Source organism: Rhodoferax sp. RT5P35 (assembly GCF_056521385.1).
Window position 1 is genome coordinate 151967 of sequence record NZ_JBWMAX010000008.1, and the last position, 23368, is coordinate 175334.

The following is a 23368-nucleotide window of genomic DNA, read 5'->3' on the forward strand; positions in this document are numbered from 1 at the left end:
CGCATTGAGTTTGCAAAGGAGCCCTCCATGAAAGACCCAGTCTGTGGCATGACTGTGACCGAACAGTCTGCCCACGCTCATCCCTACTTGGGTCATAGCTATTATTTCTGTAGTGCAGGATGCAAAACCAAATTTGCTGCCAACCCGCAGAAGTACCTCACCCCGCCGGCACCGAGCCCGGCGGTGGCCGGGGCCGTCTACACCTGCCCCATGCACCCTGAGGTGCGGCAAGACCATCCTGGCAGCTGCCCGCACTGCGGCATGGCGTTAGAGCCGGAAATGCCCAGCCTGGACGAGGCCGAAAATCCCGAGCTGGTGGACTTTCGCCGCCGCTTCTGGTGGACTCTGCCGCTCAGCGTGGCGGTGATGCTGCTGGCCATGCTGGGGCACCGCCTGCAGTGGTTCGACATGCAGGTGCAAAGCTGGGTCGAGCTGGCATTAAGCCTGCCGGTGGTGCTATGGGCAGGCGCACCATTTTTTGTGCGTGGCTGGCAATCGCTGCGTAACCGCAGCCCAAACATGTGGACCCTGATCAGCCTGGGCACGGGAGCGGCTTTTGTCTACAGCCTGGTGGCCACGCTGGCACCGCAGGTGTTTCCGGCAACCTTCATGTCCATGGGCCGGGTGGCGGTGTACTTTGAGGCGGCGGCTGTGATCATTTCGCTCACGCTCTTGGGCCAGTTGCTGGAGCTCAAGGCGCGGTCACAAACCTCGGCGGCCATCAAATCCCTGCTCGGCCTGGCGCCCAAAACCGCCCGCCGCATCGCCGACGACGGCAGCGAAACCGACATTCCGCTCACCCACGTGCACATCGGCGACCGCCTGCGCGTGCGCCCCGGCGAAAAAGTGCCGGTGGACGGTATGGTCCTGGACGGCAGCAGCGCAGTGGACGAATCGATGTTGACGGGAGAACCCATGCCTGTCACCAAGCGCAGCGGCGACAAGCTGATCGGTGCCACGCTCAACACCAGCGGCGCGCTCACCATGCGGGCCGAGCGGGTGGGCTCGGGCACCATGCTGTCGCAGATCGTGCAAATGGTGGTGCAGGCGCAGCGCTCCAAAGCGCCGATGCAGCGCATGGCCGATTCGGTGGCGGGCTACTTTGTGTTTGGCGTGGTGTCCATCGCCGTGTTGACCCTGTTCGCCTGGGGCCTCTTTGGCCCCGCGCCCAGCTGGAGCTACGGCCTGATCAACGCAGTCGCCGTGCTCATCATCGCCTGCCCGTGTGCGTTGGGGCTGGCCACGCCCATGTCCATCATGGTGGCCACCGGGCGCGGTGCCACCCAGGGCGTGCTGTTCCGCGATGCCGCCGCGATTGAGAACTTTCGCAAGATCGACACCCTGATTGTCGATAAAACCGGCACGCTGACCGAAGGCAAGCCGGTATTCCACAGTGCGCTGGCCCTGCCAGGCTTCGATACCGACAGCGTGCTGCGCCTGGCCGCCAGCCTGGACCAGGGCAGCGAGCATCCGCTGGCCGATGCCATCGTCCGCGCAGCCCGCGAACGTGGTCTGGCCCTGGCCCCGGTCGAGGCCTTTACATCGGCCAGCGGCATTGGCGTGCAAGGCCAGGTGGAAGGGCATGCGCTGGCGCTGGGCAACACCGGGCTACTGCAGCAAAGGGGGGTGTCGGTGGCAGAGTTGGAAGTGCAGGCCGAAGCCTTGCGCAAAGAGGGTGCCAGCGTCATTTACCTGGCGGTGGATGGCCACCTGGCCGGGATGCTGGCCGTGGCCGACCCTATCAAAGCCAGCACTGCCGAAGCCTTGGCCACGCTGACGGCAGCGGGCATCCGCATCGTGATGGCCACCGGCGACGGTGTGGGCACCGCGCAGGCCGTAGCCCAAAAACTCGGCATTACCGAGGTGCATGGCGAAGTCCAACCCGCCGACAAGCTGGCCCTGGTGGTGCGGCTACAAAAAGAAGGCCGTAAAGTGGCCATGGCGGGCGATGGCATCAACGATGCCCCGGCGCTGGCACAGGCCGATGTGGGCATCGCCATGGGTACCGGCACCGACGTGGCGATGCACAGCGCCCAGGTGACCTTGGTCAAAGGCGATCTGCGCGGCATTGCCACGGCGCGGACCTTGTCCCAGGCCACCATGGCCAATATGCGGCAGAACCTGGGTTTTGCCTTTGTTTACAACGCGCTGGGCGTGCCGCTGGCCGCGGGCGTGCTGTTTCCATGGACCGGCTGGCTGCTGTCGCCCATGGTGGCGGCCCTGGCCATGAGCCTGAGCTCGGCCTCGGTTATCACCAATGCCCTGCGCCTGCGCCATGCCAAACTGAAAACCGATACCCTTTAGACATCTGGAGTGAACCGACCATGACTACCTTTGAAATCACCGGCATGACCTGTGGCGGCTGCGTCAAGCGCGTGCAGGCCAAGCTGGAAGCCGTCGCCCCCGGCGTGCAAGTTCAGTTGACACCGCCACAAGCCACGGTGCCGGGCGCACAGGATGTAAACACCTTGCAAGCCGCGCTGGCGGGCAGCCACTACAGCCTCATCGCACCGGCCGTGGTGGCACCACCGCCCGATGCCGCTCCCAGTTGGTTCGCCACCTACCGCCCCTTGCTGCTGATAGCGGCCTACATCCTGGGCGCCAGCCTGCTGGTGCAAGGCGCGCAGCTTAGCGCCATGGAAACCATGCGCTACTTTATGGCCGGGTTCTTTGTGGTGTTTTCGTTCTTCAAGCTGCTGGACGTGGCCGCGTTTGCCGATGCATATGCGGGCTACGACCTGCTGGCGCGGCACTGGCGGCCCTGGGGCTTTATCTACCCGTTTGTGGAACTGGCGCTGGGCATGGCCTACCTGGCCAACGTGCAGCCGGTACTGACCAACACGGTGACGCTGGTGGTGATGGGCTTCTCGGCCATCGGCGTGATGGGCGCGGTGCTGGACAAGCGCAGCATCCGCTGTGCCTGCCTTGGCACGGTGTTCCAGTTGCCCATGTCCACCGTCACCATCATCGAAGACGTGGGCATGGTGGCCATGGCGGCTATCGCCCTGGCGATGTAATTACCAGGTGCTAACCAAATTTTTACCAGGTGCCCTTAGGCTTACGGGCTCGCACCGCGCTGGACACCATCTCCACCGTGGCCGGGCGATTAGCCTTCTGGGCGAAATCAATGGCGGTGAGTTCTTTTTGGTTCTTCAGCAGTGGGTCGGCGCCTTCGTCCAGCAGCAGCTTGACGGCATCGTCGCTGCCGTACTGCGCGGCCATCATCAGCGGAGTGCTGCCGTTGGGCGAGGCCGCGTCGATGTAGGCGTAGTTCTCCAGCAGCAGACGCATTACGTCGAGGTGGCCCCGGGTGGCGGCGTAGTGCAGCGGGGTCCAGCCGGTCTTGTTGACATCGGCACCCTTGGCGATGAGCTGGGTGCAAACGTCCAACTCGCCCTGCAGCGCGGCAATCATCAGCGGGCTTTCGTCTTGGGCATTGCGGGTTTCGGCCTTGATCTTGGGCCAGGCCAGCAAGGCTTTGGCGGCGTTGAAGTTCTCGCCCTTCAGCGCCAGGTACAGGCCCGAGCGGCCTTGCGCATCGGTGGTGTTGCCGTCAAACCCACGTTTCAGCAGCGACTGGATGCTGCTGGCGTTGTCGCGCTGGATGGCGGTAAAAAAGTCGTCAAACGAACCCGCTTGCGCAGCGGTAAACCCCATTAAAACAACAAGGTAGATAGCTTTCTTAAAGTGCTTTATCACGACAAAACTCCGCTGAACAGGCGGTCGAAATTGGCACTGGTGGTGTGCGCCACCTCTTCGACCGAGAGCTTCTTGATGTCCGCCACCTGCTTGGCCACATAGGGCACGTAGGCGGGCGTATTGGTCTTGCCCCGGAACGGCATGGGCGCGAGGTAGGGGCTGTCGGTCTCGATCAGCAGGCGGTCCATGGGCACAAACGCGGCCACATCGCGGATGTCCTGGGCGGTCTTGAAGGTCAAAATGCCCGAAAAAGAAATGTAGAACCCCAGGTCCAGCGCCGCGCGGGCCACGGCCTGGGTTTCGGTGAAGCAGTGGAACACGCCGCCCGCGCTGCCCGCCGATCCATCCTCGCCCTCCTCGCGCAGGATGGCGATGGTGTCGTCGGACGCGCTGCGGGTGTGGATTACCAGCGGTTTGGCCACCTGGCGGGCGGCGCGGATGTGGGTGCGAAAGCGCGCGCGCTGCCACTCCATATCGGCCACGCTGCGTTCGCCCAGGCGGTAGTAGTCCAACCCGGTCTCACCAATGCCCACCACGCGGGGCAAGGCCGAGCGTTGCAGCAAATCCTCCAGCGTGGGCTCTTGCACGTCGTCGTTGTCGGGGTGCACGCCCACCGTGGCCCAAAAGTTATCAAAGCCGGTGGCCAGGGCGTGCACATCGGCAAATTCTTCGAGCGTGGTGCAGATGCACAAGGCGCGGGTGACCTGGGCTTCGGCCATGGCGGTGCGGATGGCAGGGAGCTGCACGGCCAAATTGGGCATGCTGAGGTGGCAGTGGGAATCTGTGAACATCGGGTAAACACAACCGCGCGTGTAAGCGCAGAGAAAAAACTAAATCGTTTGGGTAGGCCGGTCCGAGGCCAAGTGCGCCCCCAAGATCTCTTCAATCTTGATCTTCAGGAGGCGGGCCTTTTCCTCTTTGGGGAACTGGATGCCCACGCCCTGGGTGCGGTTGCCTGCCGCGCGGGCAGGCGTGACCCAGGCTACGCGCCCGGCGATGGGGTAGCGCTGCGGGTCGTCCGGCAGGGACAGCAACACATACACGTCGTCGCCCAGCTGGTAGTCGCGGGCGGTGGCGATGAACAGGCCGCCTTCGGTGAACATCGGGATGTAGGCCGCGTGCAGCGCGCCTTTTTCCTTGATGGCCAATTGGATGACGCTAGGGCGGGGCGAGGAATGGTTGCTACTCATGGCCGCGAGTTTAGGACGTTTTGGGCCCTGCCCACCAGCGATTCCAGCAGCAGCCCTGCATTAAACGGGTGCTCCACCACACGGGCGGTGGCGTTCAGGTCTTTGGACCATTGGGTGAGCACGGTCACCGAGGGTGCGGCAGGCAAATCGCTGGCCGCAAAAAACCTCGGCACGGCCCCCACGCGGGCCAGCAGCAGGTCGTGGCAAAGCTTTTGCAAGGCATCGACCACCTGGGCCGGAGTCCAGTCGGAAAACACGGTCAATACGCCCTGCCCCACAGCGCGGGGAATGGCCGACCAGCTTTGCGCTGTGCGCCCGGCTCGGGCCCATTGCAGGGCATCTTCCGGGCGGCTTCCGGCTGCGGCCAGCAGCACCGGGGCATCGGCGACAGGCACGCCCTGCGCCTGCAGCCAGGCGGTGGACACGTCTTTTTCAGGCCAGACCATGTTGTGGCCCATGCAGCGGCTGCGGATGGTGGGCAACAATTGGTGGGCGGCCCCCGTGGCCAGCACAAACTTCACGTCACCCGGCGGCTCTTCCAGGGTTTTGAGCAGAGCGTTGGCCGTAATGTGGTTCATGCGCTCGGCCGGGTACACCAGCACCGCCTTGCCCCGGCCCCGGCCGCTGGTGCGCTGCGAGAACTCGACCGCATCGCGCATGGCGTCCACGCGGATTTCCTTGCTGGCCTTGCGCTTCTTGTCGTCGATGTCGGACTGGGCCTTTTCGCTCAGCGGCCAACCGAGCTCGACCATCATGGCTTCGGGCATCAGCAGGCACAGGTCAGCATGGGCGTGTACGTCAATGGCGTGGCAGCTGGGGCACTGGCCGCAGGCACCTTGTGCGGTGGGCACATCGCACAGCCAGGCGCGCACCAGCTCCATCGCCAGGCTGTACTGGCCCAGGCCGCTGGGGCCTTGCAGCAGCCAGGCGTGGCCGCGCTGGGCCAGCAGGCTGTCGCGCTGCTGGGCCACCCAAGGGGGTAAAAGGGGGTTGCTCACACCGCCTCCAGCCAACCACGGCCCACCAGCACAGCATGGATCTGCTGCCACACCGCATCGCGCTCCACGTCAGCTGCTATGCGGGCAAACCGTGCCGGGGCCTGGGCGGCGCGCTGGGCATAGCCGTCGGCCACGCGGGCAAAAAAGGCGGCGGGTTGGGACTCGAAACGGTCGGGCACACGGGCTCCGGCCAAGCGCTCGGCGGCCACGGCGGGTGGCAGGTCAAACCACAGCGTAAGGTCAGGATTTCGAATGAAATTAGCACCTAGCGCAGGTACTGCTTGCACGTATAGCTCTAAATTTGATAGCACACTGAGATCGAAGCCCCGACCACCGCCCTGGTAGGCAAAGGTTGCGTCGGTAAAACGGTCGCAGACCAGCACCTCGCCCCGCGCCAAGGCGGGTTCGATCACGTTTTGCAGATGGTCGCGCCGGGCAGCGAAGACCAGTAGCGCCTCGGTTAGCGGGTCCATGGGGTCGCCCAAAACCATGGCCCGCAGCTTCTCGGCCAGCGGCGTGCCTCCGGGTTCGCGGGTCAGCGTGACCACCCTTCCCTGCGCTTCAAAGGCAGCGGCGACAGTGGCAATATGGCTGGACTTGCCCGCGCCGTCTATGCCTTCAAAGCTGATAAAGATGCCGGATGGGTTCATTTTTTGCGTTGAAACTTGTTGACGGCAGTGTTGTGCTCGTCGAGATTGCTGCTGAACTGGCTGGTGCCATCGCCGCGCGCCACAAAGTACAGGGCCGTGGTGGCGGCGGGCTGCACCGCTGCCAAGAGCGACTGCGTGCCGGGCATGGCAATCGGTGTGGGCGGCAGGCCCCGGCGCAGGTAGGTGTTGTAAGGCGTGTCGGTTTGCAAGTCGCGCTTACGCAGGTTGCCGTCAAAGTCGGCACCCAGGCCGTAGATCACGGTAGGGTCGGTTTGCAGCGGCATGCCAATGCGCAGCCGGTTGTTGAACACGCCCGCCACCAGTGTGCGGTCGCCCGACTGGCCGGTTTCTTTCTCGATGATGCTGGCCAGGGTCAGGGCCTGTTCCGGGGTTTTGGCTTCGCTGCTGGGCTGGCGCAGCGCCCAGGCGGCGGCCAGCTTTTTGTCCATGGCGTGCAGAGCCCGCTTGAGCACCGCAAAGTCGCTGCTGCCCTTGGAGTAGGTATAAGTGTCAGGGAAGAAACGGCCCTCGGGATGCACGCCCGGGCGGCCCAGCGCGGCCATGATGGACGCATCGCCCAGCGCTTGGCTGTCGGGCTTGAGCTGCTCTGCTTTGGATAGCGCGGCACGCACCTGGGTGAAGTTCCAGCCCTCCACCAGCGTCACCGAGCGCAACGCCTCGTCGCCGCGTACCAGCTTGCCCAGCAGACTGATGGGCGTGGTGCCGGTGGTGATTTCATAGCTGCCGGCCTTGATCTGGCGGGAGTTGCCCGAGGCGCGGAACCAGGCGTAGAGCAGCACCGGTGACGTCTGCACGCCCGCGTCCACCGCCGCCTGCGCCACACCCCGCGCGCCCGTGCCAGGCTCGATGGACACATCCAACGACGGCGCGGCCAGGGCCAGCGGCTGGTGTAACCACCACCATGCTGCACCGCCGCCCACACCCGCTACCAAGAGCAAGAGAAAGAGCAAAACCAAGATCAGACGACGCACAGCCTTACAAGCCTTATAGATAACAAGGGGCGATGATAATTCAGCCCATGACCTATCCCCTCAACGGCTCCGCCCCCCTCACCCACCTGGGTGTCATCCGCGCCGAAGGTGCCGATGCCGCCAAATTTCTGCACGGCCAGCTGACGCAAGACTTCGCGCTGCTAGGCCAGAGCGAAGCCCGCCTGGCCGCGTTTTGCAACGCCAAGGGCCGCATGCAGGCCAGCTTCATCGGCTTCAAACGCAGCGCTACCGAGATATTGCTCATCTGCCACCGCGATCTGCTGGCCGCCACGCTCAAGCGTCTGAGCATGTTCGTGATGCGCGCGCAGGCCAAGTTGACGGACGCAACGGCAGACTTTGCGTTGTACGGGGTGGTCGGCAGCGTACTTGATGCCCCAATCCCGCCAGCGTGGACCACCGCGACAGTGGACGGCACCACCACCATCGCCCTCTACCCCGCCGACGGCCAGCCGCGCACGATGGTCATTGCCCCCGCAGGCACACCGCCCCCCGCAGGCCCGGCGCTGGGCCTGGATTTGTGGCTGTGGAGCGAAATCCGCAGTGGCATCGCCACGGTCTCCACCCCGATTTTTGAGGCCCTGGTGCCACAAATGCTGAATTTTGAGTCGGTGGGCGGTGTGAACTTTAAAAAAGGCTGCTACCCCGGCCAGGAAATCGTGGCCCGCAGCCAGTTCCGCGGCACCCTGAAGCGCCGCGCCGCCATCGTGCATGCGGCAGTGCCGATGGCCGCAGGGCAAGAGGTGTTTCACAGCGCCGACGCCGAGCAGCCGTGTGGCATTGTGGTGCAAGCCGCCGCTGCCCCTGAAGGCGGCTGGGACGCGATTGTGTCCTTGCAGCTTGCGACGATGCTGGACGGGACTTTGACGGTGGATGGAGCGGCTTTGACCCTGCTGCCCCTGCCCTACGCGCTACTGGCGGATATCTAAAAACATCTCGATGTGCGGAATGCCCACTTCCGCATAAATCTCGCCCCGCGGCGTGAACCCCAGCTGCTGGTAAAAACCTTGGGCGCTGGTCTGGGCGTGCAGGCATACCTCCACGTCGCCACGCTTTCGCGCGGCCAGCACCAGGGCCTCCAGCACCTGCTGGCCCAGGCCGCTACCGCGCAGGCGGGACAACACCGCCATGCGCCCGATCCGCCCGATGCCCGGTGCGTGCACCAGCAAGCGGCCGGTGGCGACGGGTTCGCCCTGGGCATCGCAAATGATGGCATGCACAGCGGTCTGGTCAGCCACGTCCCATTCCATCTCGACGGGGATTTGTTGTTCATGGACGAACACGGCAGTGCGGACTTGCGAGGCCTGGGTCCCGAGCTGGCTCCAGGGGCCGATGGTGAGCCCGGTGGGGTCAAGCCTGGTGGGGTCAGATCCCAATTGCGCGCTCCATCATGGCGGTGACAGAACCCGCAAAACCCGCATTTGGGCTCTGACCCCTCCTGGCGGTTCTCCGTGACAGACGGTGCAGCTTTGGCCGCTTGTTACCTCCAATCCGCCAATAGGGGTCAGAACCCCAATGCGGGTGGTGACCCGTCGCCAATGTACCGCTCGGCGCGCAATGGGGGTCTGACCCCCATTGGCTAGAAGCCGTAAGTCCGATAGTCAAACTTTTCATAAATTAAATGCCTTTCGAAGAGCCCGTGCGGCCGCCTGGTGCGCTAATTTTGCTTCCGGAATCGCGCGGCCTATTTTGATGAATTCGTGGGTTACGCCCCGGTAGATGTCCAGATCGACAGGCACCCCGGCCAGGCGCAGTTTGTCGGCGTAGAGCACGCCCTCGTCCACCAGCGGGTCGCATTCGGCCAGACCGAACCAGGCGGCGGCCACGCCGTCTACATCGGGGGCTTCCAGCGGAGCGAAGCGCCAGTCTTCATAGTCAGCGGGGGCGCGCAGGTACTGGTTGAAAAAGAAGTGGATGTGCTCGCGCTCCAGCAGCAGGCCGTTTGCGAAGCGGGTATGCGAGGGCGTGTCGGCATGGGCTGCGCAGCCGGGGTAGAACAGCAGTTGCAGGGCCAGCGGCAACTGCGCATCGCGGGCCAGAATGGCGCACACCGCTGCCAGCGTGCCACCTGCGCTGTCGCCGCCCACGGCCAGTCCGGTGGTGTCGGGCTGGGTGGCCAGCCAGGCCAGCGCGTCCCAGGCATCCTCCACGGCAGTGGGAAAGCGGTGCTCGGGGGCCATGCGGTAGCCCAGCGAGACCACGGCGCAGCCACTGAGGCGGCTGAGTTCGCGGCACAGGATGTCGTGGGTGTTGACACTGCCCACCATGAAGCCGCCGCCGTGCAGGTAAAGCAAGGTAGGCAAGGGTTCAAAGGAGGGTGCGTAACGCCGGGCGGGCAAGGAAACGCCGTCGCGGGCTGCAATGGTGAAGTTGTCTACCCGCGCCAGATGGGCTTTGGGCACTTCCAGCATGGCCGCGCCGATTTCATAGGCATCGCGGGCTTGCTGGGGCGTGAGCAAGTGCATAGGCGTGCGGCGCGCACGGGCCATGCGTTGCAGGACACCGGCCATGGCTGGAGTGAGTAGGGCTTTGTGCATTGGGCAATATCGTAACGGCCCCATGTCACGGTTTTGCCACCGAAAGTTTGTTTACTACGGGTTTTATCGAAGGTCCCCAACCCATGCCCATCCAGGAGCGCCCGCAAAGCAGGGGCGAAGAAATCGCCAACACCCTGAGCCACGGCATTGCGCTGGCGGCGGTGTTGGTGGGCGTGCTGTTTCTGCTGCTGGCCACGGGCCCGCTGCGGCTGGGCACCGGCGTGTTCGCGGCGACCATGCTGCTGCTCTACCTGTCGTCCACGCTGTACCACGCGCTGCCTGCGGGCCGGGCCAAACAACTGTGGCTGCGGGTGGACTACGGGGCAATTTACTTCTTCATTGCAGGCAGCTACACGCCGTTTGCACTCGGTGCGGTGTCGGGCGTATGGGATTGGACGCTGTTTGCGCTGGTCTGGCTGCTGGCCATCGTGGGCACGGCCTTGAAGGTGCTGGGCCGCTTATCGCACCCCTGGCTGTCTACCGGGCTGTATGTGGCCATGGGCTGGCTGGTGCTGTTGGCCGCTGTGCCGCTGGTGGGCCAGTTGTCGCCCTCGGGCCAGGCCTGGCTGGTGGCGGGCGGCGTGGCCTATACCGCCGGGGTGGTGTTTTTTGCGCTGGACGGGCGCTGGCGGTATGCGCATGCGGTGTGGCACGGCTTTGTGGTGCTGGGCAGCGCCTGCCATGCCTGCGCAGTGCTGTCACCATAAGGTCACATTCTTGAAATCAAACGGTCATGGTGTGAGGGGTTGCATCAGGTCCAATACGGGGTTTCCCCTGCCATCCAAAGGACTACCCCATGAACGCCATCAAAGAAGCCCAGAAATTCATCGCCAAACACCCCGGAACCGAGGCTGCCCGCACCCTGGCCCAGCTGGTGTTGACGCTGGAATCGACCGAGCCGTTTCCGTTGGAAAAACTCTATGCCCTGGACCTGGACCGGTTTGACCTGGCGCTGGACATCCTGAAAGAATGGCGGCTGGACCGCTACATTGCGGGCAAATCCAAGCTGTACGACCTGTCACTGCAAATCCAGGAGCAAGGCCCACAAGACCGCACCTCGCAGTTTGGCGACCTCACCTGAGCGCTATGCGCCGACTGTAAATTAAAGCTTTTTAAGCCTCTGGCGCATATTCCACATACGCCATTAGCTACTATTTAAATAGCAAGCCTAGACAAAGGCCACCAAATCGGTTTTGGCCGACCAGTCCACAGGGTCTTGCTGCAGCACCATGTCGATATCCAACCCCAGCGCCAAGCCAACCTCGCCGGGGTAGCTGACGGCCAGGGCGTTTTCATCCAGTTCCGCTTCTTTGGCGCGGGCCCGCCAGGCGGCCAAATGCACCACGCCCGCCAGCGGCTCATACACGCCGTTGTCAAACGGCGCGATCTGGGACTGCAGGGCATCCACGATGCGGTCGGGAAACTGCCATTTGCGGGCAAAGCCCGCACCCACGTCGGCGTAGCAAAAACCCAGGCGGCGGGTTTCCATGCGGGCGCGGCGCAGGTCCAACGGCAACAGTTGTTGGTTCAAGGCCGCCATCTCCACGGGTAGCCCCATGTGCATCACCAGCTCGCCCACAGCATGCACCAGCCCGGCCGTGAATGCAGTCGCCGGGTTGTGCCGCACCGCACCGGCCAGGGCCCTTGCCAGCTTGGCCACGTTCAGGCTGTAACGCCAAAACTGCTGCAAATTGACCCCCGGCACCGCCCGAAAGCTCAGGCCCAGTGCCGCAGCCTGGGCCAGGCTGCGCAAGTGGTCGATGCCCAAAATCGCCAATGCTTCGGGGATGCTGCTGACCTTGCGCGAGAGCTGGAACATGGCCGAATTGGCCAACGTCAGCAGCCGGGTGGTCAGGGCCGGGTCGGTGCCGATCAACTGGCCCAGCTTGCGCAGATCGGGCTCGGGGCGCGCCAGTTCGCTGAGCAGCAGCGCCACCGCTTTGGGGATGCTGGGGAGGGCCGCTTCGGAGACTAGCAGTTCGTTTAACTCCATGGGGGCGGGTTCCTGGCGTGGTGGATGGTGGATGGTAAGGGATTCAGCCATTCCCACGCCGGTGCTTTGCTACCTTCCACCCTGCAACTTCGCAAAAGCCGAGGCCATAGCCGACTGGGCGGGCGGGCCGTCATTGCGCCGAGGCTGTTGCTGGCCGCGCGCTGCGCCTTCAAAGCGGTTGTCGCGGGGTGCATCGCGGCGGGCCGGGGCTTCGCCCAGCTTCATGCTCAGGGCGATGCGCTTGCGGGCCACGTCCACCTCGACCACGCGCACTTTTACGATGTCGCCGGTTTTGACGACTTCGCGGGCATCGGTGGTGAACTTGTGGCTGAGCTGGCTCACATGGACCAGGCCGTCCTGGTGCACGCCCAGGTCCACAAACGCGCCGAAGGCGGCCACGTTGCTCACCGTGCCCTCCAAAACCATGCCCTCGACCAGGTCCTTGATGTCTTCTACACCGTCATTGAAGCGGGCCACCTTGAAGTCAGGGCGCGGGTCGCGGCCGGGCTTTTCCAGCTCGGCAATGATGTCCTTGACGGTGATCACGCCAAACTTTTCATTGGCAAACAGCTCGGGCCGCAGGGTTTTGAGCATGTCGGCGCGGCCCATCAGCTCGGTGACCGGCTTGGCCGTGACCTTGATGATGTCTTGCACCAGCGGATAGGTTTCGGGGTGCACGCCGGTCATGTCCAGCGGGTTGTCGCCGCCGCGGATGCGCAAGAAGCCCGCACTCTGCTCAAAGGTCTTGGCACCCAAGCCGCTGACTTCCATGAGCTGCTTGCGGTTTTTGAACGCGCCATTGGCCTCGCGCCAGCGCACCACCGCCTTGGCCACCGTGGCCGATAGGCCGGACACCCGCGTCAGCAAGGGCACGCTGGCGGTGTTCAGGTCCACACCCACCGAGTTCACACAGTCTTCCACCACCGCCTCCAGGCTGCGAGCCAAGTCGTTTTGGCTCACATCGTGCTGGTACTGGCCTACGCCGATGGACTTGGGGTCGATCTTCACCAGCTCGGCCAGCGGGTCTTGCAGGCGGCGTGCGATGCTGGCGGCACCCCGCAGGCTCACGTCCACATCGGGCATTTCCTGGGATGCGAATTCGCTGGCGGAATACACCGACGCGCCCGCTTCGCTGACCACCACGCGCTGCATGGCAGTTTGGGGCGCGCCGCTGGGGTCCACGTGCTTCTCCAGCAGCTTCATCAAATCAGCAGCCAGCTTGTCGGTTTCGCGGCTGGCCGTGCCGTTGCCGATGGCGATCAGGTTCACGCCGTGCTTAGTGCACAGCTTGGCCAGGGTGTGCAGCGAGCCCTCCCAGTCCTTGCGCGGCTCGTGGGGGAAGACGGTGGCGGTTTCCACCAGCTTGCCGGTGGTATCGACCACGGCGACTTTCACGCCGGTGCGGATGCCGGGGTCCAAGCCCAGCACCACGCGCGGCCCGGCGGGCGCGGCCAGCAGCAGGTCGCGCAGGTTGTCGGCAAACACCTTGATGGCGACCTTTTCGGCTTCTTCGCGCAGCTTGGCGAACAGGTCGCGCTCGGTGGACAGGCTGAGCTTTACGCGCCAGGTCCAGGCCACGCATTTGCGGATCAGGTCGTCGGCTGGGCGGGCCTGGTGGCTCCAACCCAGGTGGATGGCGATGCGGCCTTCGGCCAGGGAGGGCTTGCCGGGTTCGGGTTCGACGGGAAGCACCAGCTTGGCATCCAGAAATTCCAGCGCCCGCCCCCGGAACACGGCCAGCGCGCGGTGCGAGGGCACGCGACCCATGGGCTCGTCGTAGTCGAAGTAGTCGCGGAACTTGGCGATGTCTGGGTGGTTTTCGTCCTTGCCTGCGGCCAGTTTGCTGCGAAAAAGGCCTTCGTTCCAGAGCCAGCCGCGCAGGTTCTGGACCAGGCCTGCGTCTTCGGCCCAACGCTCGCTGAGGATGTCGCGCACGCCGTCCAGCACAGCCTGCACAGTCGTAAAGTCGTCGCCGTTTTCACCCTTCTCGGCTTTGACGAAGGGCTGAGCGGCCTCCAAGGGCACCAGCAGCGGGTTGGCAAACAGCAGGTCGGCCAGCGGCTCGATGCCGGACTCACGGGCAATCTGGCCCTTGGTGCGGCGCTTGGTTTTGAACGGCAGGTACAGGTCTTCCAGCTCTTGTTTGGTGCTGGCCGTGAACAGAGCAGCGCGCAGTGCGTCAGTCATCTTGCCCTGCTCTTCGATGCTTTTCACAATCGCTTCGCGCCGGTCTTCGAGTTCGCGCAGGTAGCCCAGGCGGGTTTCCAGTTCGCGCAGCTGGATGTCGTCCAGCCCGCCGGTGACTTCCTTGCGGTAGCGGGCGATAAACGGCACGGTGGCCCCACCGTCGAGCAATTCAACGGCGGCGCGGACTTGCTCCTCGCGGGCTTTGATTTCGAGGCTGAGCTGGCGGATGATTTTCTGCATGGACTGGGTGCGGGTGGGTCAACAAGGGCGAGAGTTTGCCACAGCTGACCCATCGCCAAATTTAGATAAAAATAGGCCCCAAGCGCATATATAGCCTACACAAGACGCTACTGATTCAATAGCATTTGGCGGAGTTTGGTTTGCAACGGTGTGTGCACTGCGCCGCCCATCGCCACGCGTGCCAGGCTGCGCGCGGTCGCGTCCTCCAGGTGGACCTCTTGCACCACCTGCCCGGCATCGAACACAAAGGCCACGTCGGCCAGGGCCAGCACGTCGTCCACGTCGTGGGTGATCATCAGCGCCGGAATGCCCCACTGGCGGCGCGCTTGGGCCAGCTCTTCGCGCAGGCTTTGGCGCAAAGCCGGGTGCAGCGCGGCAAACGGCTCGTCCAGCAACAGCACCTGCGGCTGGCAGGCCAGGGCCCGCGCCAGGGCCACACGCTGCTGCTGCCCTCCCGACAGCGTGGCCGGTCGGCTGTGGGCCAGGGCGGACAGGCCAAAGCTATCCAGCAGGGTCTGGATATGCTCCTGCTCAGAAGGCGACAGGCTGCGTTTGCGCCAGGATTGAAGGCCGAAAGCGATGTTCTGCTGAACAGAAAGGTGTGGAAACAGCGCGTAGTTTTGCGGCAAGTAGCCCACGCGGCGCTGGGGCGTGGAGACGTTGATTTTTTGGGCCGAGTCGAACAGCGTGCGCCCGTCCAGCCGGATGTGGCCTTGTGTGGGCCGCAGCAGCCCGGCGATGGCCTGCAAGGTCAGCGTTTTGCCCGCGCCCGACGGCCCGTACAGCGCGGCGAATGGCACGTCGCTGGCGAAGCGTACCGCCAGATCGAAGCGCCTGCGGCCATCGGAGACGGTTAACTGGATATCTACATCAATCATCACAGGTGCGTGGCCCAGAACAAATGTAATAAACGCCCCTTCCAGGAACAACGCAGAACTGGCTTTGCCAGGCTGCTGGTGTTGCCCCCTGCAAGGGGGTTGGAGGCCACACGCAGTGGGCAAGCCTGGGGGTGTTTCATCGGCTCGTCAAGGTTTGCCGAAGCCGTATTTGGTGAGCACCTGCTGGGCCGCGTCGGTGAACAGGAAGCTGACAAAGTTCTGCGCTACGGCCTTCTGCTTACTGTCGCTAATCACGGCGATCGGGTACGACACGGGCGTGTGGCCGGGCGGGGTCAGGACGATCTTGACCTTGTCGCCAAACAAGATGGCGTCGGTGCGGTACACAAAACCGGCTTCCACCTCGCCCCGGCTAACGTAGTCCAGCACCTGGCGCACGTTGTCAGCCTGCACAAATTTGGGCTCCAGCAGCGTCCACAGATTCGCGCTGGTCAGGGTTTGCTGGGTGTAACGGCCCGCAGGCACGGTGACGGGCTTGCCGATAGCGATTTTGCGCACTACAGGCCCGGTGAGGTCTTGCAGGGTCTTGAGGCCAGGGCCGTCTTTGCCGGGTTCGACCAGCACCAGGCTGTTGGTGACGAAGTTTTTGCGGCTGTCGGTGTCGATCAGCTTTTGCGCCATGGCCCGGTCCATGGTGTCTTGGTCGGCGCTGACGAACACATCTACCGGCGCGCCCTGGCTGATCTGCTGCAGCAGTACACCGGACGCGGCAAAGTTGAAGCGCACGGTTGTGCCGGGTTGGCTGGCCTCGAATTTGGGGCCGAGTTCTTTGAACGCATCGGTCAGGCTGGCGGCCGTGGAGACGGTGATTTGCTGCGCTGAGACAACAAAAGGCAAGAAGCACAACAGGGGCAGAAGGCGCATGGCGGGTTTCCTTAGCGGAGTGAAAAAAAGCGGTTCGACAGCACCAGCACGGTAATCGACAGCAGCGAAGTGATGGCCACCAGCAGCAGCGCCAGGTCGTCCTGTCCGGCCTGCACCGCGTCATAGATAGCCATCGACAGGGTTTGGGTTTGCTGCGGAATCGAGCCGGCCACCATCAGCGACGCGCCAAACTCCCCCATGGCGCGGGCAAAGGCCAACAGCGTACCGGCCAGAATGCCGGGCCAGGCCAGGGGCAGCGTGACGCGCAAAAACACCGACAACGGACTTTGGCGCAGCGTGCTGGCCGCCGCCTCCAGCGAGCGGTCGACCCCGGCAAACGCCGCGCTGGCGGATTTGAGCACCAGCGGCAAGGCGACGATGCTGGACGCGACCACCGCGCCGTGCCAGCTAAAAATAATCGTGTAATCCAGGTGTGCCCGCAGCCAGCTGCCCAGCGGGCTGCGCCGTCCGGCCGCTACCAGGATCGCGTAGCCAATGACCGTGGGCGGCAGCACCAATGGCAGCATGCACACCGCTTCCAGCACGCCGCTACCGGGGAAGGTCTTGCGTGCGAATATCCAGCCCAGTGCAATGCCCGCGATGGTGGCCAGCAGAGTTGCCACCGCCGCCACTTTGAGCGACAGGATGAGCGGAAACCAGTCCATGGTGGCGAGGAGCGCGGGCATGGCCCGCATTGTATCCAGCAGGATATAGCGCTACGGAGCTAGTAGCGCCTGCAGTGCCCCGATGTCCGCCGCTGCAGCGTTGCGCGCAGCCGCCTCCACCGCCCGGTAATGCCGCACCAGCTTCTCGCCCAGCGGCGACAGCACCGTGCCCCCGCCCTGCACGCCGCCAGCGACCGTGGTCACCACCGGTGACACCAGCGCGCGGTTCATCTCGTCCACCAGCACCCAGGCGCGCCGGTACGACATGCCGAGCTGGCGGGCGGCGGCGGAGATGGAGCCGGTCTGCGCAATGGCTTCCAGCAGATCGACCTTGCCCGGGCCGATGGCAACGCTGTCGTCACGGTAAATGCGCAGGCGGAATTGGGCTTTGGATGGCATGGCTGCGATTGTTGCACTTGGCACCCTTCATGCGGCTGCCCATAACCAGGCGGCGCACCCGCAGTATTTCGTCGATCAACCGCACAATATTCACCGGCAGCAAGATGGAATGCAACACCAGCACCGGCAGCAGCCCCGAACTCAGCCCGTAGGCAATGAAGGCCAGATTAGCCAGCACCGCCACCGAGCGCAGGTAGCGCGGCTCACGCAGCATGAAGGTCAGCAGCATCAGCGATGCTGCAAGCCAGCCGCAGAGGTCTGGCAGCGAGATGGCGGCGGCATCCATAGCCGGGACCTAGAACGCCACCGGCGTGGGGCTGAAACGCTGCACGGTGCTGCCGTCGCCCAGTTGCCCATAATTGTTCAACCCCCAGCAAAAAACCGTGCCGTCCGTTTTGGTGGCACAGGTGTGGGCGTCCCCCAACGCCACGGAGCTCACGCCGGCCAATCCCGGGACTGCGGTAGGCAGCCGGTCCACCTGGGTGCCGTCGCCCAGTTGGCCGTAACCGTTGTATCCCCAGCACCACAGGCTGCCATTGGATTTCACCGCGCAGGCGTGGTGAGCCGAACTGCCGATACCAAGAGACACCACATCTGTCAGGCCCGGTACTGCGACCGGGACGAGGGAAGATGAGATGCTGCTGTTGCCGAGCTGCCAACTGGTGTTGGTGCCCCAGCACACAACGGTGTGATCGGACTTCAGCGCGCAGGTGTGGCCGGCGCCGGCCGTGAGGGCAACTGCACCGGTCAAATTAGGCACCAAAGTCGGAGTCGCTCTATCGATCGTCGTACCGTCGCCCAACTGCCCGGCGAAGTTATAGCCCCAGCACAGCACGCGGCCGTCGGCCCGGACCGCACAGGTATGCATCGCGCCCGCTGCCAGAGATATTACGCCGCCCAGGCCCGCAACCGCCGTGGGCAGGGAGTGGCCCGCGGTGGTGCCGTCACCCAGTTGGCCCTGCGCATTAAAACCCCAGCAGAGCACGCTGCTGTCCTGCTTCACCGCGCAGGTGTGAAAGGTGCCGCCCGCGATGCCCGTCAAGCCGGTCAGGGGCAGATCGGCCCCCGTGGCATAGGGATAGGGGATTTGCAATGTGTCGCCATGGCCCAGTTGGCCTTCACCATTGCCACCCCAGCAGTTCATGCTGCCGTCTGAATGCAGGCCGCAGGTATGGAAGCCCCCTGCCGCAAGACTGACAACGTCGTTGATGCTGACCGCGGTGGGAGTAGATTTGTTGGTAACAGAACCATCGCCGAGCTGGTAGTAAAGATCGTTATTGCCCCAGCAGGCAACGGTATTGTCCGGCTTCACCGCGCAGCTGTGTTCGCTGCCCAGCGCCAGGCGCATGCCGACCGCCAATCGCGGCGTAACGGTCAATGTTCCTCCATTGCTGGTGGCATCCGGCGCAGTGCCGTTGCTCACGACCACGCTGTAGTTCCCCACGTCCCCGTTCTGCACATTGCTCAGCGACAACGTAGCCGAGCCGCTGCCAGCCACGCCGGATGTGCCGCTGCCAGCGGCGTGGTCCGCCAGCGGTGTGCCGTTGAATCGCCACTGGTACGACAGCGGGGCCGTGCCACCCGCACCCACGCTGAAGCTGGCTGCGCCACCCAGCACGGCGGTGGTGGGCGTGGGCTGGCTGCCGATGCTGGGTGCCACGGCGGTGCTTCCTACGGTCAGCGTGGCGGTGCGGCTGGTGATGGTGGTGGCCTTGGCCTGGTCGTTCCAGGCTTCGGCCCAGACCCGCGTGCCTGAATCCCCCACATCCAGCGCAACGGTGGTCAGCGTGCAGGTGGTGGGGCCGTTGACACCGTGTACGAAGGGGCAGGTTTGCGTGATCTCGGGACTGGCGGGCAGCTTGATATGCAGGGTGACGACAGGCGGCGGTACGCCTGTGGCGGTGGCGGTGAAGCTGGCGGTGGTGCCGGCCGGGATGCTGGTGTCCAAGGGCTGCAGGGTCCAGGCGGGCGCGACCGGGTTGTTCCACATATCCATGGTGACCACCTGGCTATCGGTACAAGTAGCGTTACCCGAAGGAAAACCGTCGCATACATGGCCCGGAACTTCGCGCCGTAGTCCTGCGATATATCCGCGGGGGTGATGGAGAAAGTGCCGGTTTCTATGACGCCGGTGGACAAAGTCGCGTTGAGGGTGCTGGCATCCGTGCCTACCGTCGTAAAAGCCTTGGAGTCCTTGGCGCTCTTCCACTGCTGCGTACTGGCATCCAGCCGCTGCCAGGTGAAACCGATGGCATGCGGGGCGCTAGCGGTGACCTTGAAAACAGCTTGATCGCCTCGGCGCACACCGGCATCCACCGGTTGCACCAGGATGGTGGGTGCATCGGGCGCGGGGTTGGTGTCGCGCAGGCGAAACGCCAGATCGGCATCGAAACTCCAGCATACCGTCTGGTTGGCACCCCGGCCGATGATGAAGCCGGTCCAGCAATAGTTGGCGCTGGCGTTAAAGCGGTGGATGGCACCGTGGACACCGGCCGCGCCAGGGGTTTGGGCAGGGTCCAGGCGCACCTTCACGTCCTTGGAGAAAAAGACCTGGTTGGCGGTTTCGTCGATCAAGAGGCCGCCCAAATACTTGCCGCTGAGTGTCAGCCGGTCTTGCCGGTCCACGCCCCGGGGACGGGACCAGTTCAGGCGCAGCACCACGTCGGTGGGTGTGGTGATGTCGTTCAAAAAAGGCAGCGCACGGCCAAAGTTGTCGCGCGGCACCGGTATGTCCAGCCCGTTGCCATCCAGGTATTCCAGGGTAAGCACATGGTCGGCCGGGCAGTCGCCGATGCCAAAACCAAAAACCCCCGCATCGCCCGGCGTGCACACACCCATGCCGTACCAGGACAGGCTGGACACATCGACCGCAGCCACGCCAGGCGCTGCGTTGACCAAAGGCTGCACATGCCAGGTGCCGTCGGCCTCGCCACGCAGCACCACGGCCTGCGAACCGGGGGGTATCTTGCTGGCATCAAACGGCAGCTTGAGCAAGGCGCTGGTGGCGAAGCTGGTGCCGTGCGGTGTCACTGCGTAAAGGGGACTCAACAGGCTCATGCCGAGCAAGGGCGGCGCACCGCTGGAGTCACGCGCGATGCGCAGGGTCATCGGGGCATCCAGCGACTGCGCGGGAACCGACAGGCTCACGCTATCCGGTCCCGTCACCGTGCCGCCATTGGCATCCAGCGTGGCACTGCTTTCGGTGGATACGGGCGCGGCAGAAGCGGGATCGGCGCTGGAACCGCCCCCGCAGCTGGCCAACAACGCCAACAGCAGGACCGCGACGGTGCGCCTAATTAGGCACAGGTTCGATGCATGGATGGTCATGGCAACACCTGCTCATAAAGTGGCGGAGGCTTGCGACACACGCAGAGCCGCGCCTACGCTACGGGCATCCGGAAAGACGCCGTTACCCACCACCACGCTGTAGCTGCCCACGTCGCCTGGCTGGACATTGCGCACGACCAGGGTGGGCTTATGGCTACCCTCTATGCCCGAGTGGCCGGGTGCAGCCGCATGGTCTGACAGCGGCTGGCCTTGGTACTGCCATTGGTAGTACAGCAAAGCCGTGCCATCGGCACTGACGCTGAAGCGGGCCTCGCCACCTGGCGGCGATACGGCGCGAACGGGGCCTGCGTCAATGCTGGGCGGCACGCCGATGCCCTCCACCGCCAGCGTGCTGTTACCGCCACCGCAGGCAAGCAGTGACAGCACGCACAGCGACATGCCACCGGCTGCCAGTGTATGTAGCCAAGGTGTGGTGCGGTTCATGTTCAAAAGAGGGGTGTGCATGGCGACTCCTGTATCGGTTAAGTGGACTTTGGAGGTGATGCGATACGCATTGGCCCCTGCTGGAGATTGTCCGAACCTGTACTGCTGCCGTCGATGGCTGCGTGTACCGTGAACCCGGTACACGCCATCCTCTGTTTGGGGGAAGAACACCAGGAAAGCGCCGCCGCCAGACTGCGGCTTAGCCTTGAAGTTAAGAATAAAAAATGCCTCTGGCGCAGGTAAGCTCTGCGCTATTAGCTATTTATTTTGTAGCAACGGTCCACCAGGAGGTCTGGGCACACTGCGCCGCTCCACTGGCAGCCGCAGGCGCACGGCGGTGCCGCGACCGGGTGCACTGTCCACCTGCAGTTCGCCACCGAGCTGGTAGGCCCGTTGGCGTTGGCTGGCCAGGCCCCTGCCGGCCTGGATGGAGCTGTGGTCAAAGCCACGGCCGTCGTCTTCGATGTGGATTTCCACCCAGCCGTTGTGGTGCAGGGTGGCCACACGCACGCGCCGCGCGTTGGCATGTTTGAGCACATTGGCCAGTGCCTCCTGCACCAGTCGCAGCACATGCAAGGTGTCTGAAGGTTGCAGCCATGGCAGTGGCGGCAGGTCTTGCACATTCCAATCCAGCGCCAGGCCGGCGGCCTTCAGACGCGGCCCCAGGCGAAAGCGGATGGTGGCCAGCATGGTGACCAGGTCTTGCGACATCGGTTCCAGCGAATCGATCACCAGGCGCAGGTCGGTCACGCAGGCGCGCAGCGCCTCGGCCACGGCAGATGGCTGCAACTGCCCTTGCTCTACCGCAGCCAAGGTCACCAGCAATGTACTGCCCAGGCCGTCGTGTACATCATGGACCAGGCGCTGGCGCTCCAGCAGCCGGGTGTTTTCACGCTCTACCCGCAGCAGCAGCTGTTGCTGTTGCCGTAGTTGCTCGGTCAGGTTTTGGGCCATAAAACGCTCTTTCAGCGTAGTACCCACGGTTTGCTGCACGCGCAAGCCGTACAGGTACAGCAAGCCCACATCTGCGCCAAACGCCAATGCTTGCCACCCCTCGCCGTGCACCGCCAATGACAAGCCGTTCAACACCACCAGCGGTACAAACGCACAGCCCAGCATGGCCAGTGTGCCGGGCGCATTGGCCACGCAGAACAGCAGCATGGTGTTGAATATGCTGATCCACACCAGGGTAGTGGTGGAAATGTCTGCCAGCAGCCATGGCACTGCGCCCCATCCGGTGCTGCCGCCAGTGAGCGCCGCTAGCAGCCAGGGCATGTAGCGTGGCATAGCCAGCGCTAACGAGGGCGCCCGCTGCAGCCGCTGCGCAGCCCAGGCCTGGACCAGGTAGCTGAGCGTCATCGCTAAGCCCCACAGCAGGCGGGTGGACAGCAAGGTGGCATCGTTCCACACCAGCAAGACGCCCCCAGTCAATGAGAAGACCGCCAGCATGGTGCTTTGCCAGCTGGTCAGAAACAACCGCACCCGGGCCAGCCGGATTTCTACCTCCAGCGCGTCACTGGACGTGGTGTCAATCACGCAGCCACCCGAGCTGCCGCGCCTCGAAAACGGCCTCGCTGCGGCTGTGCACCTGCAGCTTGCGGTAAATGCGCTTCACGTAGGTTTCGATGGTGTGGCGCGACAAGGACATCAACCGCGCGATCTCTTCGTAGCTGTAGCCCTTGGCGCACAGCTCCAGCACATGCTGTTCCTGTGCCGACAGACCCGAATCGTCCTCGCGCAATAGCGCGATGCGGAGCGTCTGCCGACCCTGCGGCAGGGCCAGCCGGCCCAGCAACTGCCGCGCAATCACCGGGCTGATGGGACTGCCGCCCGCTTGCAGGGTGCGGATTTGCTCCGCCACATCGACATCGAGAGAGCCTTTGAGCAGGTACCCGGTGGCGCCGGCCTCGATGCAGGCGATGACCAGGCTTTCCTCACCAAACACCGTGATCACCAGCACCTGGCATTGCTTCAGTTGCCGGGATGCCCGCTGGATCAGCCGTACGCCGCTACCGCTGGGCAGGCCAATATCCACCAGCAGAATGTCTGGCCGGGTGGTGTCCAGCAGGCGCTCGGCTGCGGGCAGATCATCGGCTTCGCCTACCAGAAGCAGCGCGGGCTCGGCCTGCACGGCCTGCACCAGCTTGGCCCGGAATACCGGCTCATCTTCAACAATGAGCACGGTGCGCGGCATAGGCCGCGATGGCGGATCGGTCTCAGGCATGCGATGTCCTCCTGGTACGGCAAGCGCTGCCAACGACCGAAGGCC

At 64.1% G+C, this 23368-nt stretch carries 25 protein-coding genes; 5 read left to right on the forward strand and 20 right to left on the reverse strand.

Going from position 1 to position 23368, the window contains the following annotated elements; genetic code table 11:
• Window positions 1-3: 3 nt before the first annotated feature.
• The gene (locus AC097L_RS14535) at window positions 4-2304 is read left to right on the forward strand and encodes a heavy metal translocating P-type ATPase (protein WP_479587335.1); all 2301 of its coding nucleotides are present in this window, start codon (window positions 4-6) and stop codon (window positions 2302-2304) included.
• A 20-nt stretch (window positions 2305-2324) separates the two neighbouring features.
• Complete coding sequence (locus tag AC097L_RS14540) at window positions 2325-3017, forward strand: heavy-metal-associated domain-containing protein (RefSeq protein WP_479587141.1); 693 nt, start codon at window positions 2325-2327, stop codon at window positions 3015-3017.
• Window positions 3018-3039: 22 nt separating this feature from the next.
• Here the strand turns inward: AC097L_RS14540 and AC097L_RS14545 are convergent, their stop codons facing one another.
• From AC097L_RS14545 to mltG, 6 genes are read right to left on the reverse strand one after another with little or no spacing between them, the layout of a single operon-like run.
• Window positions 3040-3657, reverse strand: a complete 618-nt coding sequence (locus tag AC097L_RS14545; protein WP_479587142.1) for an ankyrin repeat domain-containing protein — start codon at window positions 3655-3657, stop codon at window positions 3040-3042.
• 38 nt (window positions 3658-3695) lie between these two features.
• Complete coding sequence (locus AC097L_RS14550; protein WP_479587143.1) at window positions 3696-4490, reverse strand: TatD family hydrolase; 795 nt, start codon at window positions 4488-4490, stop codon at window positions 3696-3698.
• 39 nt (window positions 4491-4529) lie between these two features.
• Window positions 4530-4889 carry a PilZ domain-containing protein gene (locus AC097L_RS14555; protein ID WP_479587144.1) on the reverse strand — a complete coding sequence of 120 codons (360 nt, stop codon included), beginning with the start codon at window positions 4887-4889 and terminating at the stop codon, window positions 4530-4532.
• Window positions 4886-5887 carry a DNA polymerase III subunit delta' gene (locus AC097L_RS14560; protein WP_479587145.1) on the reverse strand — a complete coding sequence of 334 codons (1002 nt, stop codon included), beginning with the start codon at window positions 5885-5887 and terminating at the stop codon, window positions 4886-4888. Before AC097L_RS14560 ends, AC097L_RS14555 begins: the two co-directional genes overlap by 4 nt.
• Window positions 5884-6537: a dTMP kinase gene (tmk, locus tag AC097L_RS14565; RefSeq protein ID WP_479587146.1), complete on the reverse strand. Its 654-nt coding sequence runs from the start codon at window positions 6535-6537 to the stop codon at window positions 5884-5886. Before tmk ends, AC097L_RS14560 begins: the two co-directional genes overlap by 4 nt.
• Window positions 6534-7529 carry an endolytic transglycosylase MltG gene (mltG, locus tag AC097L_RS14570; RefSeq protein WP_479587148.1) on the reverse strand — a complete coding sequence of 332 codons (996 nt, stop codon included), beginning with the start codon at window positions 7527-7529 and terminating at the stop codon, window positions 6534-6536. The genes tmk and mltG overlap by 4 nt, the downstream gene beginning before the upstream one ends.
• A 47-nt stretch (window positions 7530-7576) precedes the next feature.
• On the opposite strand from mltG, the gene ygfZ reads away from it, so the two are divergent.
• Window positions 7577-8476, forward strand: coding sequence for a CAF17-like 4Fe-4S cluster assembly/insertion protein YgfZ (ygfZ, locus tag AC097L_RS14575; protein ID WP_479587150.1), 900 nt, complete (start codon window positions 7577-7579; stop codon window positions 8474-8476).
• Here ygfZ and AC097L_RS14580 read toward each other — a convergent pair.
• Window positions 8459-8923, reverse strand: coding sequence for a GNAT family N-acetyltransferase (locus AC097L_RS14580; RefSeq protein ID WP_479587152.1), 465 nt, complete (start codon window positions 8921-8923; stop codon window positions 8459-8461). The genes ygfZ and AC097L_RS14580 overlap by 18 nt on opposite strands.
• 234 nt (window positions 8924-9157) lie before the next feature.
• Window positions 9158-10084: an alpha/beta hydrolase gene (locus AC097L_RS14585; RefSeq protein ID WP_479587154.1), complete on the reverse strand. Its 927-nt coding sequence runs from the start codon at window positions 10082-10084 to the stop codon at window positions 9158-9160.
• Between the two features lie 83 nt (window positions 10085-10167).
• On the opposite strand from AC097L_RS14585, the gene trhA reads away from it, so the two are divergent.
• Together trhA and AC097L_RS14595 are read left to right on the forward strand one after the other, a co-directional pair.
• Window positions 10168-10791: a PAQR family membrane homeostasis protein TrhA gene (gene trhA / locus AC097L_RS14590; protein WP_479587156.1), complete on the forward strand. Its 624-nt coding sequence runs from the start codon at window positions 10168-10170 to the stop codon at window positions 10789-10791.
• 89 nt (window positions 10792-10880) lie between these two features.
• Window positions 10881-11165, forward strand: a complete 285-nt coding sequence (locus tag AC097L_RS14595) for a hypothetical protein (RefSeq protein WP_479587158.1) — start codon at window positions 10881-10883, stop codon at window positions 11163-11165.
• An 87-nt stretch (window positions 11166-11252) separates the two neighbouring features.
• Here AC097L_RS14595 and AC097L_RS14600 read toward each other — a convergent pair whose 3' ends face one another.
• The 12 genes from AC097L_RS14600 to AC097L_RS14655 form a co-directional block, all read right to left on the reverse strand.
• Complete coding sequence (locus AC097L_RS14600; protein ID WP_479587336.1) at window positions 11253-12077, reverse strand: HDOD domain-containing protein; 825 nt, start codon at window positions 12075-12077, stop codon at window positions 11253-11255.
• 69 nt (window positions 12078-12146) lie between these two features.
• On the reverse strand, window positions 12147-14504 hold the full coding sequence (locus tag AC097L_RS14605) for a Tex family protein (protein ID WP_479587160.1): 2358 nt from the start codon (window positions 14502-14504) through the stop codon (window positions 12147-12149).
• A gap of 107 nt (window positions 14505-14611) precedes the next feature.
• The gene (locus tag AC097L_RS14610) at window positions 14612-15382 is read right to left on the reverse strand and encodes an ABC transporter ATP-binding protein (protein WP_479587163.1); all 771 of its coding nucleotides are present in this window, start codon (window positions 15380-15382) and stop codon (window positions 14612-14614) included.
• Between the two features lie 147 nt (window positions 15383-15529).
• Complete coding sequence (modA, locus tag AC097L_RS14615) at window positions 15530-16264, reverse strand: molybdate ABC transporter substrate-binding protein (RefSeq protein ID WP_479587165.1); 735 nt, start codon at window positions 16262-16264, stop codon at window positions 15530-15532.
• A gap of 11 nt (window positions 16265-16275) precedes the next feature.
• On the reverse strand, window positions 16276-16950 hold the full coding sequence (gene modB, locus AC097L_RS14620) for a molybdate ABC transporter permease subunit (protein WP_479587167.1): 675 nt from the start codon (window positions 16948-16950) through the stop codon (window positions 16276-16278).
• Between the two features lie 30 nt (window positions 16951-16980).
• Complete coding sequence (locus tag AC097L_RS14625) at window positions 16981-17328, reverse strand: winged helix-turn-helix domain-containing protein (RefSeq protein WP_479587169.1); 348 nt, start codon at window positions 17326-17328, stop codon at window positions 16981-16983.
• On the reverse strand, window positions 17288-17614 hold the full coding sequence (locus tag AC097L_RS14630; RefSeq protein WP_479587171.1) for a hypothetical protein: 327 nt from the start codon (window positions 17612-17614) through the stop codon (window positions 17288-17290). Before AC097L_RS14630 ends, AC097L_RS14625 begins: the two co-directional genes overlap by 41 nt.
• A 9-nt stretch (window positions 17615-17623) precedes the next feature.
• Window positions 17624-19093 (reverse strand): RCC1 domain-containing protein, encoded by a 1470-nt coding sequence (locus tag AC097L_RS14635; RefSeq protein WP_479587337.1) that lies wholly within the window; start codon window positions 19091-19093, stop codon window positions 17624-17626.
• 17 nt (window positions 19094-19110) lie between these two features.
• Window positions 19111-20655, reverse strand: a complete 1545-nt coding sequence (locus tag AC097L_RS14640) for a hypothetical protein (RefSeq protein ID WP_479587172.1) — start codon at window positions 20653-20655, stop codon at window positions 19111-19113.
• Window positions 20656-20667: 12 nt separating this feature from the next.
• Window positions 20668-21120: an immunoglobulin domain-containing protein gene (locus AC097L_RS14645; protein WP_479587174.1), complete on the reverse strand. Its 453-nt coding sequence runs from the start codon at window positions 21118-21120 to the stop codon at window positions 20668-20670.
• Window positions 21121-21357: 237 nt separating this feature from the next.
• A complete protein-coding gene (locus AC097L_RS14650; protein WP_479587176.1) occupies window positions 21358-22635 on the reverse strand; it encodes a sensor histidine kinase in 1278 nt (425 codons plus the stop codon).
• Entirely contained in the window at window positions 22628-23323 is a 696-nt protein-coding gene (locus AC097L_RS14655; protein WP_479587178.1) for a response regulator, read from the reverse strand. Before AC097L_RS14655 ends, AC097L_RS14650 begins: the two co-directional genes overlap by 8 nt.
• Between the last annotated feature and the right edge of the window lie 45 nt (window positions 23324-23368).

Excerpts from the sequence above, each read along its gene's own strand:
- AC097L_RS14645 (WP_479587174.1), bottom strand. The coding sequence starts at position 21,120 with ATGCACACCCCTCTTTTGAACATGAACCGCACCACACCTTGGCTACAT.
- AC097L_RS14595 (WP_479587158.1), top strand. The coding sequence starts at position 10,881 with ATGAACGCCATCAAAGAAGCCCAGAAATTCATCGCCAAACACCCCGGA.
- AC097L_RS14545 (WP_479587142.1), bottom strand. The coding sequence starts at position 3,657 with ATGGGGTTTACCGCTGCGCAAGCGGGTTCGTTTGACGACTTTTTTACC.
- AC097L_RS14630 (WP_479587171.1), bottom strand. The coding sequence starts at position 17,614 with ATGGATGCCGCCGCCATCTCGCTGCCAGACCTCTGCGGCTGGCTTGCA.
- trhA (WP_479587156.1), top strand. The coding sequence starts at position 10,168 with ATGCCCATCCAGGAGCGCCCGCAAAGCAGGGGCGAAGAAATCGCCAAC.
- AC097L_RS14600 (WP_479587336.1), bottom strand. The coding sequence starts at position 12,077 with ATGGAGTTAAACGAACTGCTAGTCTCCGAAGCGGCCCTCCCCAGCATC.
- ygfZ (WP_479587150.1), top strand. The coding sequence starts at position 7,577 with ATGACCTATCCCCTCAACGGCTCCGCCCCCCTCACCCACCTGGGTGTC.
- AC097L_RS14555 (WP_479587144.1), bottom strand. The coding sequence starts at position 4,889 with ATGAGTAGCAACCATTCCTCGCCCCGCCCTAGCGTCATCCAATTGGCC.
- AC097L_RS14605 (WP_479587160.1), bottom strand. The coding sequence starts at position 14,504 with ATGCAGAAAATCATCCGCCAGCTCAGCCTCGAAATCAAAGCCCGCGAG.
- tmk (WP_479587146.1), bottom strand. The coding sequence starts at position 6,537 with ATGAACCCATCCGGCATCTTTATCAGCTTTGAAGGCATAGACGGCGCG.
- modB (WP_479587167.1), bottom strand. The coding sequence starts at position 16,950 with ATGCCCGCGCTCCTCGCCACCATGGACTGGTTTCCGCTCATCCTGTCG.
- AC097L_RS14655 (WP_479587178.1), bottom strand. The coding sequence starts at position 23,323 with ATGCCTGAGACCGATCCGCCATCGCGGCCTATGCCGCGCACCGTGCTC.
- AC097L_RS14550 (WP_479587143.1), bottom strand. The coding sequence starts at position 4,490 with ATGTTCACAGATTCCCACTGCCACCTCAGCATGCCCAATTTGGCCGTG.
- AC097L_RS14540 (WP_479587141.1), top strand. The coding sequence starts at position 2,325 with ATGACTACCTTTGAAATCACCGGCATGACCTGTGGCGGCTGCGTCAAG.
- modA (WP_479587165.1), bottom strand. The coding sequence starts at position 16,264 with ATGCGCCTTCTGCCCCTGTTGTGCTTCTTGCCTTTTGTTGTCTCAGCG.
- AC097L_RS14625 (WP_479587169.1), bottom strand. The coding sequence starts at position 17,328 with ATGCCATCCAAAGCCCAATTCCGCCTGCGCATTTACCGTGACGACAGC.
- AC097L_RS14585 (WP_479587154.1), bottom strand. The coding sequence starts at position 10,084 with ATGCACAAAGCCCTACTCACTCCAGCCATGGCCGGTGTCCTGCAACGC.
- AC097L_RS14640 (WP_479587172.1), bottom strand. The coding sequence starts at position 20,655 with ATGACCATCCATGCATCGAACCTGTGCCTAATTAGGCGCACCGTCGCG.
- AC097L_RS14610 (WP_479587163.1), bottom strand. The coding sequence starts at position 15,382 with ATGATTGATGTAGATATCCAGTTAACCGTCTCCGATGGCCGCAGGCGC.